General features: G+C 66.2%; 14 protein-coding genes. 10 read left to right on the forward strand and 4 right to left on the reverse strand.

Annotated features, from left to right (window positions below):
• Positions 1-190 precede the first annotated feature (190 nt).
• Both D4Q52_RS25450 and D4Q52_RS25455 read right to left on the reverse strand, forming a co-directional pair.
• On the reverse strand, positions 191-709 hold the full coding sequence (locus tag D4Q52_RS25450; protein ID WP_182915446.1) for a DUF3617 domain-containing protein: 519 nt from the start codon (positions 707-709) through the stop codon (positions 191-193).
• A 31-nt stretch (positions 710-740) separates the two neighbouring features.
• The gene (locus tag D4Q52_RS25455; RefSeq protein ID WP_119859394.1) at positions 741-1,031 is read right to left on the reverse strand and encodes a hypothetical protein; all 291 of its coding nucleotides are present in this window, start codon (positions 1,029-1,031) and stop codon (positions 741-743) included.
• Positions 1,032-1,195: 164 nt separating this feature from the next.
• On the opposite strand from D4Q52_RS25455, the gene D4Q52_RS25460 reads away from it, so the two are divergent.
• The 4 genes from D4Q52_RS25460 (at position 1,196) to D4Q52_RS25475 (ending at position 4,398) form a co-directional block, all read left to right on the forward strand.
• Entirely contained in the window at positions 1,196-1,654 is a 459-nt protein-coding gene (locus D4Q52_RS25460; protein WP_119859382.1) for a hypothetical protein, read from the forward strand.
• A gap of 274 nt (positions 1,655-1,928) precedes the next feature.
• Positions 1,929-2,624 (forward strand): ribonuclease T2 family protein, encoded by a 696-nt coding sequence (locus tag D4Q52_RS25465; protein WP_119859383.1) that lies wholly within the window; start codon positions 1,929-1,931, stop codon positions 2,622-2,624.
• Positions 2,625-2,875: 251 nt separating this feature from the next.
• A complete protein-coding gene (locus tag D4Q52_RS25470; RefSeq protein ID WP_119859384.1) occupies positions 2,876-3,844 on the forward strand; it encodes a bifunctional riboflavin kinase/FAD synthetase in 969 nt (322 codons plus the stop codon).
• A complete protein-coding gene (locus D4Q52_RS25475; protein WP_119859385.1) occupies positions 3,841-4,398 on the forward strand; it encodes a sugar O-acetyltransferase in 558 nt (185 codons plus the stop codon). Before D4Q52_RS25470 ends, D4Q52_RS25475 begins: the two co-directional genes overlap by 4 nt.
• Positions 4,399-4,416: 18 nt before the next feature.
• Here D4Q52_RS25475 and D4Q52_RS25480 read toward each other — a convergent pair whose 3' ends face one another.
• Positions 4,417-4,863, reverse strand: coding sequence for an RES family NAD+ phosphorylase (locus tag D4Q52_RS25480; protein ID WP_210210165.1), 447 nt, complete (start codon positions 4,861-4,863; stop codon positions 4,417-4,419).
• A 9-nt stretch (positions 4,864-4,872) separates the two neighbouring features.
• Positions 4,873-5,199 (reverse strand): MbcA/ParS/Xre antitoxin family protein, encoded by a 327-nt coding sequence (locus tag D4Q52_RS25485; protein WP_119859387.1) that lies wholly within the window; start codon positions 5,197-5,199, stop codon positions 4,873-4,875.
• 93 nt (positions 5,200-5,292) lie between these two features.
• Between D4Q52_RS25485 and ileS the strand changes: the two genes are divergently transcribed.
• From ileS to arfB, 6 genes are all read left to right on the forward strand, one after another.
• Positions 5,293-8,415 carry an isoleucine--tRNA ligase gene (ileS, locus tag D4Q52_RS25490; RefSeq protein WP_119859388.1) on the forward strand — a complete coding sequence of 1,041 codons (3,123 nt, stop codon included), beginning with the start codon at positions 5,293-5,295 and terminating at the stop codon, positions 8,413-8,415.
• A gap of 227 nt (positions 8,416-8,642) precedes the next feature.
• Positions 8,643-9,140 (forward strand): signal peptidase II, encoded by a 498-nt coding sequence (gene lspA, locus D4Q52_RS25495; protein WP_119859389.1) that lies wholly within the window; start codon positions 8,643-8,645, stop codon positions 9,138-9,140.
• Between the two features lie 90 nt (positions 9,141-9,230).
• Complete coding sequence (locus tag D4Q52_RS25500) at positions 9,231-9,956, forward strand: hypothetical protein (RefSeq protein ID WP_119859390.1); 726 nt, start codon at positions 9,231-9,233, stop codon at positions 9,954-9,956.
• A gap of 172 nt (positions 9,957-10,128) precedes the next feature.
• Positions 10,129-11,511 (forward strand): M16 family metallopeptidase, encoded by a 1,383-nt coding sequence (locus D4Q52_RS25505; RefSeq protein ID WP_119859391.1) that lies wholly within the window; start codon positions 10,129-10,131, stop codon positions 11,509-11,511.
• Positions 11,508-12,887, forward strand: a complete 1,380-nt coding sequence (locus D4Q52_RS25510; protein WP_119859392.1) for a M16 family metallopeptidase — start codon at positions 11,508-11,510, stop codon at positions 12,885-12,887. The genes D4Q52_RS25505 and D4Q52_RS25510 overlap by 4 nt, the downstream gene beginning before the upstream one ends.
• Positions 12,888-13,142: 255 nt before the next feature.
• The gene (arfB, locus tag D4Q52_RS25515) at positions 13,143-13,562 is read left to right on the forward strand and encodes an alternative ribosome rescue aminoacyl-tRNA hydrolase ArfB (RefSeq protein ID WP_119859393.1); all 420 of its coding nucleotides are present in this window, start codon (positions 13,143-13,145) and stop codon (positions 13,560-13,562) included.
• Positions 13,563-13,689 lie beyond the last annotated feature (127 nt).

A 13,689-nucleotide genomic window follows, 5' to 3' on the forward strand; every position in this document is an offset into this window, starting at 1 on the left:
GCTCCCTCGTCTGAAGTTACGACAACCTCAGTCTGGCACATCGATGCCGTTCGGGGGCCGTCCACCCCATCATTCCGGGGCGCGCGCAGCGCGAACCGGAATCTCTATGGGTGGGGGGAGCGTTTCCACAACCTCTGAATTCCGGGTTGGCCCGTGAAGTACGGGCGCCCCGGAATGACTCGGGGAGCCGTTACTTCTTCGGCATAAGCGCCTTCAACTTCTCGATGTCGGCGATGTTCATCTTGATGCCGCCGGGCATCACGATGTCGCCGGGCTTCTGGCCATCCTTGCAGGGGCCGAGCCATTTGGCGTCGAGTGCCATGCTGGCGTTCTTGGGCACGCCGGGCAGCGGGTTCTCGTTCTGCGACGTCACCTTGACGGTGTAGGCTGAATTGAAGTCGCCGTTGATCTCCGCATGCGACTTGGTCGTCATGCCGGCGATGTTGCACACCGTGTCGTTGACGTAGCCGGTCGCGGTCTTCTGGATGTCCTGCTTGGTGCAGGCCTCGGTGGCCATCGGCTGCACCGCCGCCGTCATCTTCTTGTCGGTGGTCTCGTCGGTGCAATGCTGCATGGTGACGTCGTCCCCGGCCGTGCCGGGACGCTGCATCTTCAGCTCCCACAGCCCGGGCTTGCGGGTCGGAAGATCAATCGCCTGAGCGGCGGTCACGGGAACGGCCACCAGAAGCGGCAGCAGCCAGAAACGCATCTTGGCAGCGCGGCACATCGCTGCGCTACGTTCAGTAGCCGACCCGCAGCGGCCGCTCGGTCGAGCCGTACGGCACCCAGCGGCAGGAGAACGAGATGTAGCCGCCGTAAGTGGCCTGCACGCCGAGCAGCTTGACCACCTTGCCGTAGCGCGCGCAGTGCTCGATCGCCATCGTCTTGACGTCGGCGACGCCGACCAGATTGTAGGAGATGATCCCGCCGGTATCGTTGCCCTTGAAGGCCGGCACGGTATCGGCGCGAGCGGCAGTGCCGGTCAGCATGGCACACAGGACGGCAAGGCCGGCAGCCTTCAGCATACGCATCAGAATCTCCTTCATCACTCCGGCAAGTCTAATGCCTTGGGATGGCGATGGAAAGAACGCGCGGCTGCTGGCCCGCCGGATGTGTGCAGGTGTGGCTGCGCTGCACTTGACCCCGGCAGGGCTTCGCGGCACCGTCCGCGCCAGTCAAGATCGGTGAGTCATCCATGCGCGTTGCTTTTCTGAAATCGTCCGCGGCCGGTCTTGCGGCCTGGCTGGGAGTGTTCGCGCTGGCGCCGACCGCGCAGGCCGCCAACCCGCTCGAGATGAATTTCTGGCTGTCCGGCCCGCGCTATGACGGCAATCTTCCGGCCTGCGAAGCCGGGCTACCGTCGATCACCCACCAGTTCGCCGAAAAGGAAGGCACCTACTGGAATTCGGCGCTGCGCATCACCGGCTACGCGCGGATCCAGGAAGTCGCGTTCCGGCCCTGGCAGAGCGACAACATTCCGCGCCGCTACTGCACCGGCGATGCGCTGCTCAATGACGGCAAGGTGCATCGGCTGCATTATTCGATCATCGAAGACGGCGGCCTTGCCGGTTTCGCCGACGGTATCGAGTTCTGCATCGTCGGTCTCGACCGCAACTGGGCGTTCAACCCGGCCTGCAAGGCGGCGCGGCCGTAAGGCTGAGACCAAACGCGATGGCTGTGCAGCCATCGAATGTCTCAGAATCTCCCCGCGTACCGTCATTCCGGGGCGTCGCGCAGCGACGAACCCGGAATCTCGATAAGTTCTGCGACTCCGCTGTTTCCACAACGTCTGGATTCCGGGCTCGCCCGCGAAGGGCGGGCGCCCCGGAATGACTGGGGGAACCGCGGCCTTCCACTATTTGCGTTCTTGAAACGTTCCTAGGTGATCGCTAGGCTCGCCGAAGATCCGGGAGCAAGGCTTCATCATCATGCGTGGCTTTCACCTTCGCTGGCGATCGATGTTCGCCGCCGTTGCGGCTTGCGCGGCAGGGTTTGTCGTAACCACGGCTGCGGCGCAGGATACCCGGCAGAATGCGCCGGGCGAGTTCGATTTCTATGTGCTGGCGCTGTCGTGGTCACCGTCTTATTGCGAGCAGGCGTCGGAGCGCGGCAACAGCGGGCGCTCGCAGCAGATCCAGTGCGGCGGCCGGCCGTTCTCCTTCGTGGTGCACGGGCTGTGGCCGCAATATGAGCGCGGCTTCCCGGAATATTGCCAAAGGCCGTCGCCGCGGCTTGACCGGCGCATCATGAACTCGATGCTCGACCTGATGCCGGCGCCCGGGCTGATCTACAACGAATGGGACAAACACGGCACCTGCGCCGGCACCTCGGCGCGCGATTATTTCGAGAACATCCGTAGGGCACGCGCCGCCGTCCGCGTCCCGCCCGACTTCATCGACGCCAAGGAGCCCCGCACGGTGACGCCGGCCGAGGTTGAGGACGCTTTCGTCAAGGCCAACCCAGGGCTCAGCACCTCCGCCATCTCGGTGATCTGCGACCGCACGCGGCTGACCGAGGTGCGGATCTGCATGAGCAAGGACCTGCAGTTCCGTGCCTGCGAGGAGATCGACCGCCGCGCCTGCCGCCGCGACAAGCTGGAAGTGCCACCGGTGCGCGGCGGCTAGCCGCCGCGATCGTCCCCTTGCTTGTCATGCCCGGGCTTGTCCCGGGAATCCACGCCTTGCTGACCGAGATGCCGAACAGGCGTGGATGGCCGGGACAAGCCCGGCCATGACGGAAAGCTATCCAACGACTTGCCCTTAGATGATTGGCGGGGAGCCCCGCCGGTGTTCGGGGCGTCTGCGCCTTGACTTCCCGTACCGCTCGGCGTCACGGTCGCGGCTCCCACCTTTCAAGCGATGAATTGAAATCCGAAATGACTGGCTTTGTCGTGATCCGCGATGACACCCCTGCGTCCGCTATTCCGAAAGGCGCGGTGGTGGCGATGGGCAATTTCGACGGCGTGCACCGCGGCCATCGCGCCGTGATCGGCGCGTGCCTCGACATGGCGCGGATCCGCAAGGCGCCGGCGTTTGCGGTGACGTTCGAGCCCCACCCGCGCAAGTTCTTCGCGCCCGACGCGCCGCAGTTCCGGCTCACCGACGAGCGCGGCAAGCTGCGGCTGCTCGCCGGCGCGGGCCTCGACGGTGCTGTGGTGCTGCGTTTCGATGCCAACCGCGCCGCCACCACGGCGCATGATTTCATCCAGCACGAGCTGATCGACCGGCTCGGCGTGCAGGGCATCGCGGTCGGTTACGATTTCCATTTCGGCAAGGGCCGTGGCGGCTCGCCCGCGATGCTGGTCGGCGAGGCGCCGGCGCTCGGCATCGAGGTCGACGTCCAGCCGCATATCGACTTCGGCGAACACCCGGTATCGTCGAGCGCGATCCGCAAGGCGCTGGAAGACGGCGACATCGCCGCCGCCACCGACATGCTCGGCGCGCCGTGGTTCATCACCGGCGAGGTGATCCATGGCGAAAAACGCGGCCGCGATCTCGGCTATCCGACCGCCAATATCCGGCTCGATCCCGAGTGCACGCTGAAACACGGCATCTACGCGGTGCGGGTCGCGCGCGGCGGCAAGCGCTATGACGGCGTGGCGAATTTCGGCCGCCGCCCGACCTTCGACAACGGCGCGCCGCTGCTCGAGACCTTCCTGTTCGACTTCAAGGAGCAGCTCTACGGCGAGGAGCTCGACATCGCCTTCATCGCCTTCATCCGCGAGGAGCAGAAGTTCGACAGCATCGAGGCGCTGATCCGCCAGATGGACGACGACAGCGCCCGCGCCAAAGCGGCGCTCGCCGCCGCCCCCGGCGCGTTTCCGACGCTCGGCGAGGTGGCATGAGCAAGACCGAGAAAGACAAGATGCTGGCCGGCGAGCTGTATCGGCCCGGCAGCCCGGAGCTCGCCGCCGACGAGGTCGCCAACAAGGTCTGGATGGCGCGCTACAACGTCTCCGGCGCGCAGCCGGCGGCCGAGCGGCGCGTGCTGCTGGCGGAGCATCTCGGTCATCTCGGCGCCGGCGTCGTGGTGCGGCCGCCATTCTTCTGCGACTGCGGCTACAATATCTTCCTGGGCGACGGCGTCTTTCTCAATTTCAACTGCGTGATCCTCGACATCATGCCGGTGAAGATCGGCGACCGCACCCAGATCGGCCCGGCAGTGCAGATCTACGCCGCCGACCACCCGCGCGACGCTGCCACCCGCCGTGACGGCCTGGAATTCGGCCGCCCGGTCACGATCGGCACCGACGTCTGGATCGGCGGCGGCGCGATCATCCTGCCCGGCATCACGATCGGCGACGGCGCCGTGATCGGCGCCGGCAGCGTGGTCACCCGCGACGTGCCCGCGAATGCGATCGTCGGCGGCAACCCGGCCAAGCTGCTGGGGAAGGGCTGAGCGGAGCGGAGCGGAGCTTTACGCGCCGATCAGTCGCGGATCGAACGGAGCCTGGATGATCTCGTCGATGGTGATTTCGGCTGCCTCGGGATGGGCCGGGTTCAGCAGGTAGTTCTTGGCCTGCGGCACAATCACTGACGGGACGCGGAGCAGCGCACGGGTGCTTTGCTCCAGCCAATGGTCGCCAAACCGCCGGCTGATCTCAAGCCGATCGCGCCAATTCGGCGGCAGTTGATCGAGCCGGACAGCTTCGACAGCGACCCGATCCGAAATCGTCAGGTGCAGCAACTGGAAGGTCGCGGGCAGAAACTCACGGTCCATATGGACGAGCATTTCCAGCAGCGCGCTTGATGGGTGATCCGCCAGATAGACGACCCGGCGGCCGCGGCTGTGCCATCGACCGCTTGCCCTGATGCCGCCTTCCCCGGTGAGATCGGCGTAATTAGAAATCCGCCACAGCTCCATGATCGAACGTCAAGCGAAGATCCCGTGGTCGATCTGCTCGAGCTCCTCGCGGACCACCGCGGCGCCGAGCTCGTCGCGCAGCAAATCGATCGGGCGTTGACCGCTCAGGGCGCGATTGGGACGGTTCAGCCAGCCCTCCGCCTTTGCCGGATCGGCGAACACGCGATCGGCCAATGCGCGGATTTCCAGCCCCCGAATCAGGCTGCTCGCCGAAGCCGGCGGTCCGGGGAGGGCCGAGTGCATGTCTGCAAGCAGGCGGTCGAGCGGCCGGGTGTCGCCTTCGCGACGAAGCCTCTTCAACTCCTCAAAGATTTCCGCAGGCGGCCTGACGGACATGGCAATCCTCCATCGACGAGCAGACTAGCCTTTTGGAGGTCAGGCGCAACCGGCACCTTTCCGAACCTCCGCAAAACCGCTATTCACGCCGCCATGACCGACAAGCCCGCCAAGACCGACGCCGCCCAGAGCGGCAATGATTATTCCAAGACGCTCTTCCTGCCGCAGACGGAGTTTCCGATGCGCGCCGGGCTGCCGCAGCGCGAGCCGGAGATGCTGAGGCGCTGGGAAGAGATGAACCTCTACGGCAAGCTGCGCGACAGCGCCAAGGGCCGTGCCAAATTCGTCCTGCACGACGGCCCGCCTTACGCCAACGGCCACATCCATATCGGCCATGCGCTGAACAAGATCCTCAAGGACGTCGTGACCAAGAGCCAGCAGATGCTCGGCCACGATTCCAACTACGTGCCGGGCTGGGACTGCCACGGCCTGCCGATCGAGTGGAAGATCGAGGAAGAGAACTATCGCAGTAAGGGCAAGCCGAAGCCGAACTTCAAGGACTCCGCCGCGATGGTCGCGTTCCGCAAGGAATGCCGTGCCTACGCCCAGAAGTGGCTCGACGTGCAGCGCGAGGAATTCAAGCGGTTAGGGGTGATCGGCGACTGGGATCATCCCTACGCGACGATGGACTACTTCGCCGAAGCCCAGATCGCCCGCGAACTGATGAAATTCGCCGCCAACGGCACGCTGTATCGCGGCAGCAAGCCGGTGATGTGGAGCGTGGTTGAGAAGACTGCGCTGGCGGAGGCGGAGGTGGAGTACGAGGACTACACGTCCGATACGGTGTGGGTGAAGTTTCCGGTCAAAACCGGCGATGCGTCGATCAAGGACGCCAGCGTCGTGATCTGGACCACCACGCCGTGGACGCTGCCGGGCAACCGCGCGATCAGCTTCTCGTCGAAGATCGGCTACGGTCTCTACAAGGTCACCGATGCGCCGGCTGATAATTGGGCGAAGACCGGCGATCTGCTGATCCTTGCGGACGCGCTCGCCGAGAGCGTGTTCAAGCAGGCGCGCGTGGTCGCGTATGAGAAAGTCTCGGACGTCGCCCCCGATGTTCTGAAGGCGATCGAATGCGCGCATCCGCTCAAGGGGCTTGCCGGCGGCTATGAGTTCACCGTGGCACTGCTCGACGGCGAGCACGTCACCGACGACATCGGCACCGGCTTCGTCCACACCGCGCCGGGGCACGGCCGTGAGGACTTCGATATCTGGACGCAGAATGCCCGGGCGCTGGAAGCGCGCGGCATTGCCTCGACCATCCCCTACACGGTGGATGAAAACGGCGCGCTCACTGAGCAGGCGCCGGGCTTCACCGGCAAGCGGGTGATCAACGACAAGGGCGAGAAGGGCGACGCCAACGAGGCGGTGATTCAGGAGTTGATCGCGCGCGGCGCGCTGCTGGCGCGCGGCAAGCTCAAGCATCAGTACCCGCATTCGTGGCGCTCGAAGAAGCCGGTGATCTTCCGCAACACGCCGCAATGGTTCATCGCGATGGACAAGGACATCCTCTCCCCTCCCCCTTGCGGGGAGGGGTCGGGGGTGGGGGTCCACAGCGGGACGCCATCCTCGGGGCTCCCTCACCCCAACCCTCTCCCGCAAGCGGGAGAGGGAGCGCGCAGCGATGCGGTGACAGGTGATACTCTCCGAGCAAGGGCGCTGCAGGCGATCTCCGTCACCCAATGGGTCCCGCCGGCCGGGCAGAACCGCATCACCGGCATGATCTCCGGGCGGCCCGACTGGGTGATCTCGCGGCAGCGCGCTTGGGGCGTGCCGATCGCGGTGTTCGTGCGCGAGGCCGGCGACGGGGCGGCCGAGATTCTGGTCGACGACGCCGTCAATGCGCGAATCGCCGAGGCGTTCGAGCAGGAAGGCGCCGACGCCTGGTACGTGGAGGGCGCGCGCGAGCGCTTCCTCGGCTGGCGCACGAACGAAGCGTGGCAGAAGGTCGACGACATTCTCGACGTCTGGTTCGACTCCGGCTCGACGCATGCTTTCGTGCTGGAAGATCCGGTTCACTTCCCCGGCCTCGCCGGCATCCGCCGCAAGGTCGACGGCGGCGCCGACACGGTGATGTATCTCGAGGGCAGCGATCAGCATCGCGGCTGGTTTCATTCGTCGCTTCTGGAAAGCTGCGGCACCCGCGGCCGCGCGCCCTATGATGTGGTGCTGACTCACGGCTTCACGCTCGACGAGCAGGGCCGCAAGATGTCGAAGTCGCTCGGCAACACCACCGATCCGGCCAAGGTGATCGCCTCGTCCGGTGCCGACATCCTGCGGCTGTGGGTGTGCGCCACCGACTACGCGGATGATCAGCGCATCGGCCCCGAGATCCTCAAGAACGTCGTCGAGACCTATCGTAAGCTGCGCAACTCGATCCGCTGGATGCTCGGCACGCTGCATCACTACAAGCGCGACGAGGCCGTGGCGTTCGAGGACATGCCGGAGCTGGAGCGGCTGATGCTGCATCAGCTCGCAGAGCAGAGCGCCACGATCCGCGCCGCCTATGCGGAGTTCGACTACAAGACGGTGGTGTCCTCGCTCGCGGCATTCATGAACACCGAGCTGTCGGCGTTCTATTTCGACATTCGCAAGGACACGCTGTATTGCGACCCGCCGTCGTCGCTGGCGCGCAAATCGGCGCTGACCGCGATCGACATCATCTGCGACGCCATCCTGAAATGGCTCGCGCCGGTGCTGTCGTTCACCGCCGACGAGGCGTGGACGATGTATCGCCCCGACGCCGAGCCGAGCGTGCATCTGACGCTGTTTCCGCTCGACCTCGGCGCCTATCGGGACGACGCGCTGGCCAGGAAGTGGACGCTGATCCGCGCGGTGCGCCGTGTCGTTACCGGCGCGCTGGAAGTCGAACGCGCCGCAAAGCGGATCGGCTCGTCACTCGAAGCCTCGCCGATGATCTATCTGCCCGAGGCGTTCATGGGCGACATCTTCGATGTCGATTGGGCGGAGATCTGCATCACCTCCAACGCGATGGTCGAGATCCTGCGCGGCAACGACATGCCGCCGGCGGATGCGTTCCGGCTGCCGGAGCTCGCCGACGTCGCCGTGATGGTCGAGCGTGCGCAGGGCACCAAATGCGCCCGCTCCTGGAAGATCCTGTCCAGCGTCGGCAGCGATCCCGACTACCCCGACGTCTCCCCCCGCGACGCCCAGGCGCTGCGGGAGTGGAAGGCGCTCGGCGGCGCGGCGGCTTGAGCGTGATGCCTCCCCGATTTCAGCTGTCATGGCCGGGCTTGACCCGGCCATCCAAGGCCGCAAGCTCGGTGCTCGTGTCGTGGATGCCCGGGTCAAGCCCGGGCATGACGACAGTGGGTGCGGCGAGGCCCAGCCGTGACTGATGCCTCGTCTCCACCGAACCGACACGGCGTATGGGTCCCCGCCTGCGCGGGGACGACGCTTCGTGATGGGGCGGGCTCCGCGTCATGACCTCGCCCGTCCGTCTCGGCATCCTCGCCGCCGTCATCGCCCTGGTGCTCGATCAGGCTACCAAGATGTGGCTGCTGTTCGGCTTCGAGCTGGCCCGCAAGGGGCTGGTCAGCATCACGCCGTTCTTCGATCTGGTTCTGGCCTGGAACACCGGGATCTCTTACGGCTGGTTCTCCGACCAGGGACCGGTTGGGCAGGCCGTCATGCTGGCGTTCAAGGCGGTGGCGATCGTGGTGCTGGCGATCTGGATGTCGCGCTCGACCACGCGGCTTGCGACGATCGGTCTCGGCCTGATCATCGGCGGCGCGGTCGGCAATGCGATCGACCGGGTGGCCTATGGGGCGGTGGTAGATTTCGCGCTGTTTCACGTCCAGATCGCGGGGAAAACCTACAGCTGGTACGTGTTTAACCTTGCCGACGCGGCGATCGTTGTCGGCGTCGCGGCGCTGCTGTATGACTCCTTCTTCGGGGTACCCGCCGCAAAAGCGCCCTGATCCCGGACGATACGGGCACCGCGGCGAAGCCCGCGCCGGCGACCTGTCGCGGCCGGCGATCGATCGCAAGACGTGAACAGGATCAACGCCATGCGCCAGACCTTGCCCTCTTTCTCGATGTCGCACGCCTCGACGGCGCTGCTGCGTGCGGTGCGCGTGACGGCAGTCGCGCTCGGTGTCGGGCTGGTACTCACCGGCGGCATCGCCCGGGCGCAAGAGGCCGAAGACGATGATCGCTCGTTCGAGGACAAGCTGATCGGCGGCCTGATGAAGGGCATCGGCGCCACCAACATGGAAAATTCCGGTATCGAGTATCGCGAACGCTCGCCGCTGGTGGTGCCGCGGAATCTCGATCTGCCACCGCCGGAGGCTTCCGCCCAGCAGGTCAACGCGCCGAACTGGCCGAAGGACCCGGACGTGCAGGCCCGCAAGGAGGCCCGTGCTGCCGCCCGCAAGAGTAAGCCGACGCCGCAGGAATCCGCGCGTCCGCTGATGCCCTCGGAGCTGGCCGCAGTTCGTTCGGACTCCAATTCCAACAAGGCCAATGGCGACACGACCCAGCCCGGCAATCAGGTCAACAACCCGATGCTGAGCCCGTCGCAGCTCGGCTTCAACGGCAGCCTGTCCAGCCTGTTCGGCGGCAGCAACAAGGCCGAGACCGCCCCGTTTACCGGCGAGCCGACCCGCGAGACGCTGACCCAGCCGCCGAGCGGCTATCAGACCCCGTCGCCGAACTTCGCTTACGGCACCGGTCCGAAGGAAGCGCTCGGCAACAAGCGCATCGACGTGATGACGGGCAAAGAAGTCAGCAATTGATCCAGGGCCCGAGCTTCTCACAGAGCTCGTTCCTCCCGCAGGATGCGGCCCCGCCGCCCCGCGTTCGATCTTCACACCATCGTAATTCGCCAAGGTGCGCCCCGTCGGGGCGCGCCGCCGCGCTGTGCTGCCGGACCGATCCGGCCTCTCCCACCGGGATGATCGCCTGACCATGACCGCATTCGCTTCCCCGCTGCGTGCCGCCTTCGCCGTCCTCGCCACGCTGTGCCTCGCCGGCGCTGCGAGCGCCCAGACCGTGACGGCCAATCCGCCCGCGACCTTCACGCTGCCGAACGGCCTCGCCGTGGTGGTGATCCCGGATCACCGCACGCCGGTGGTGACGCAGATGATCTGGTACAAGGTCGGCTCGGCCGACGAGACGCCCGGCAAGTCGGGCCTCGCGCATTTCCTCGAACATCTGATGTTTAAGGGCACGTCGAAGCATCCGGTCGGCGAGTTCTCGCAGACCGTGCTGAAGATCGGCGGCAACGAGAACGCGTTCACCTCGTACGATTACACCGGCTACTATCAGCGCGTGCCGCGCGACCAGCTCGAACGGATGATGGAGTTCGAGGCCGACCGCATGACCGGCCTGGTGCTGAAGGACGAGAATGTGCTGCCCGAGCGCGACGTCGTGCTCGAAGAGTACAACATGCGGGTCGCCAACAATCCCGACGCGCGACTGACCGAGCAGATCATGGCGGCGCTGTATCTCAACCACCCTTACGGCCGGCCGGTGATCGGCTGGCATCAGGAGATCCAGAAGCTCGACCGCGACGACGCGCTGGCATTCTATCGCCGGTTCTACGCGCCCAACAACGCCACGCTGGTGATCGCCGGCGACGTCGAGGCCGATCAGATCCGGCCCATGATCGAGCGCATCTATGGTTCGATCCCGCCGCAGCCGGCGATCCCGGCGCAGCGCATGCGGCCGCAGGAGCCGACCCCGGCCGGCCCGCGCACTGTGACGCTGGCCGATCCGCGGGTCGAGCAGCCGAGCGTGCGGCGCTATTATCTGGTGCCGTCGGCCCACACCGCCGCGAAGGGCGAGAGCACCGCGCTGGAAGTGTTGGCGCAGCTGATGGGCGGCGGCAGCAATTCGTATCTGTATCGGGCGCTGGTGATCGATCGGCAGCTCGCGATCAGCGTCGGCACCAACTATCAGGGCACGGCGCTCGACGACAGCCAGTTCGTGATCGCGGCGACGCCGAAGCCCGGCGTCGAATTCTCGGATATTGAGAAGGCGATCGACAATGTGATCGCCGACATCGTCCTTAATCCGATCCGCTCCGAGGATCTCGAACGGGTCAAGACACAGCTGATCGCCGAGGCGATCTACGCCCAGGACAATCAGGCCACTCTGGCGCGCTGGTACGGTGCCGCGGTGACGTCGGGGCTGACCGTGCAGGACATCCAGACCTGGCCCAACCGCATCCGCGCCGTCACCGCCGAGGAGGTTCGCGCCGTGGCGCAGCAGTTCCTCGACCGCAATCGTTCGGTCACCGGCTATCTGGTCAAGGGCACGCTGCCGAAGCCCGAGGAGAAGCGTTCGTGAGCATCGCCGTTCGTTTCCTGAAGCGCGTCGCGCTCGCTGCCGCCCTGACGTTCGCTGTTGCCTCGCCGAGTCTTGCCGCGGCCAAGATCCAGAATCTCGTCACGCCCGGCGGCATCCATGCCTGGTTCGTGCAGGACGCCACCGTGCCGTTGATCTCGATGGAGTACTCGTTCGACGGCGGCGCTAGCCAGGATCCGGCCGACAAGCCCGGCGTCGGCCACATGGTGGCCAACCTGCTCGACGAAGGCTCGGGCGACATGGATTCGGCGACGTTCCACGAGAGGCTCGACCGCCGCGCCATCCAGCTGTCCTACAGCGTCACCCGCGATTACTTCCGCGGCTCGCTGCGAATGCTGAAGGAGAACCGCGACGAAGCGTTCGGCCTGCTGCACACCTCGCTGACCTCGGCGCGGCTCGAGGCCAAGGATGTCGAGCGCATCCGTGCGCAGCTGATCTCGACGCTGCGCCGGCAGTCGCTCGATCCGAACACCATGGCGAGCCGCAAGTTTCTCGAACTCGCGTTCGGTGATCACCCTTACGGCCGGCCTTCGACCGGCACGCTGGAGAGCCTGCCGAACGTCACGCTCGACGACATGAAGGCGTATGTCGGCAAGGTGCTGGCCAAGGACACGCTGAAGATCGCGGTGGTCGGCGATGTCGATGCCGACACGCTGGCAAAGCTGCTCGACGCGACCTTCGGCAGCCTGCCGGCGAAGGCGCAATTGACGCCGGTGCCGGACGTCGTCGCCACCAAGCCGCCGCAGCGCAGCTTCGTGCCGCTCGACGTGCCGCAGACCGTGGTGATGTTCGGCGGCCCGGGCCTCAAGCGCGCCGATCCGGACTTCATGGCGGGCTACGTCGTCAACCACATCCTCGGCGGCGGTTCGCTGTCGTCGCGGCTGTATCGCGAGGTCCGCGAGAAGCGCGGCCTGGCCTATTCGATCTACGAATCGATGATCTGGATGGAGCACTCGGCGCTATTCACCGGCGCCACCGGCACGCGCGCCGACCGCGCGACGCAGAGCATCGAGGCGATCGAAGCCGAGGTGAAGCGGATGGCCGAAGAGGGCCCCACCCAGCAGGAGCTGGACGAGGCGAAGTCGTATCTCAACGGCTCGCAGATGCTGTCGCTGGATACGTCCGCCAAGCTCGCCCAGGCGATGCTGCAATATCAAAACGACGGCCTGCCGATCGACTACATCGACAACCGCAGCGCCGTGATCAACGCGGTGACGATGGACGACGCCCGCCGCGCTGCCAAGCGTCTGTGGTCGGACGGCCTCCTCACCGTCGTGGTCGGCCGCACCCCGCAGGCCGCCGCCGATCCCAACGCGGTGAAGCCGGCGGGCACACCACCGCCGGTGCGGGCGAATTAGCGGCCAACCCCGAGCACGACCTAACCTCTCCCCGCGTGCGGGGAGAGGTCGCCCGGCGCAGCCGGGCGGGTGAGGGGGCGTCTCCGCACAGCCGAGCGGCTGCGACTCGCGGAGAGCGCCCCTCACCCCACCCCTCTCCCCGCAAGAGCGGCGTGAGGGAGCGCGCCGCGGTGCGGGGCGGGTGCTTCGGCCAGCAAATATGCTAGACAACGCTCGCGCCGTGCGGTCCGCGCGGCATCAGCTGTTTGGTGCCCCATGCTGCGGATCAGCCGCAATCTTGCGATCGACGAGGACGATATCAAGATCAGCTTCGTGCGCGCGTCGGGGCCCGGCGGGCAGAACGTCAACAAGCTCTCGACCGCCGCCCAGCTTCGCTTCGACACCAGCAAGATCGCGCTGCCGGAAGACGCCGCGCTGCGGCTGATCAACCTCGCCGGCCAGCGCATGACCAAGGAGGGCGTGATCGTGATCCACGCCCAGCGCTTCCGCACCCAGGAGCGCAACAAGGCGGATGCGATCGATCGCCTGCTCGAGTTGCTGCGCGAAGCCATGGTCCGCCCGGTCCCGCGCCGCGCCACCCGGCCGACCCTCGGCTCCAAGAAGCGCCGCCTCGAAGGCAAAAAGCGCCGCGGCGACATCAAGGCCGGGCGCAGCGGGAAAAGCTTCGACGATTGAGTTCCCGCGGACGCGGCGATTGCGTTGGGCAATGAGTCCGCTGCAAGCCTCACCCTCCCCTGGAGGGGGAGGGTCGCTCGCGTCAGCGAGCGGGGTGGGGTGGCGAAGAGTTCATCCGCGGTGCCCG

This window comes from Rhodopseudomonas palustris (assembly GCF_003591005.1).
Classification (GTDB): domain Bacteria; phylum Pseudomonadota; class Alphaproteobacteria; order Rhizobiales; family Xanthobacteraceae; genus Rhodopseudomonas; species Rhodopseudomonas palustris_K.

Bases quoted from the DNA above. Each gene is read 5' to 3' on its own strand.
- ileS (WP_119859388.1), top strand. From the start codon at position 5,293: ATGACCGACAAGCCCGCCAAGACCGACGCCGCCCAGAGCGGCAATGAT.
- D4Q52_RS25465 (WP_119859383.1), top strand. From the start codon at position 1,929: ATGCGTGGCTTTCACCTTCGCTGGCGATCGATGTTCGCCGCCGTTGCG.
- D4Q52_RS25470 (WP_119859384.1), top strand. From the start codon at position 2,876: ATGACTGGCTTTGTCGTGATCCGCGATGACACCCCTGCGTCCGCTATT.
- D4Q52_RS25480 (WP_210210165.1), bottom strand. From the start codon at position 4,863: ATGGAGCTGTGGCGGATTTCTAATTACGCCGATCTCACCGGGGAAGGC.
- D4Q52_RS25485 (WP_119859387.1), bottom strand. From the start codon at position 5,199: ATGTCCGTCAGGCCGCCTGCGGAAATCTTTGAGGAGTTGAAGAGGCTT.
- D4Q52_RS25450 (WP_182915446.1), bottom strand. From the start codon at position 709: ATGCGTTTCTGGCTGCTGCCGCTTCTGGTGGCCGTTCCCGTGACCGCC.
- D4Q52_RS25505 (WP_119859391.1), top strand. From the start codon at position 10,129: ATGACCGCATTCGCTTCCCCGCTGCGTGCCGCCTTCGCCGTCCTCGCC.
- D4Q52_RS25455 (WP_119859394.1), bottom strand. From the start codon at position 1,031: ATGCGTATGCTGAAGGCTGCCGGCCTTGCCGTCCTGTGTGCCATGCTG.
- arfB (WP_119859393.1), top strand. From the start codon at position 13,143: ATGCTGCGGATCAGCCGCAATCTTGCGATCGACGAGGACGATATCAAG.
- lspA (WP_119859389.1), top strand. From the start codon at position 8,643: ATGACCTCGCCCGTCCGTCTCGGCATCCTCGCCGCCGTCATCGCCCTG.
- D4Q52_RS25500 (WP_119859390.1), top strand. From the start codon at position 9,231: ATGCGCCAGACCTTGCCCTCTTTCTCGATGTCGCACGCCTCGACGGCG.
- D4Q52_RS25475 (WP_119859385.1), top strand. From the start codon at position 3,841: ATGAGCAAGACCGAGAAAGACAAGATGCTGGCCGGCGAGCTGTATCGG.
- D4Q52_RS25460 (WP_119859382.1), top strand. From the start codon at position 1,196: ATGCGCGTTGCTTTTCTGAAATCGTCCGCGGCCGGTCTTGCGGCCTGG.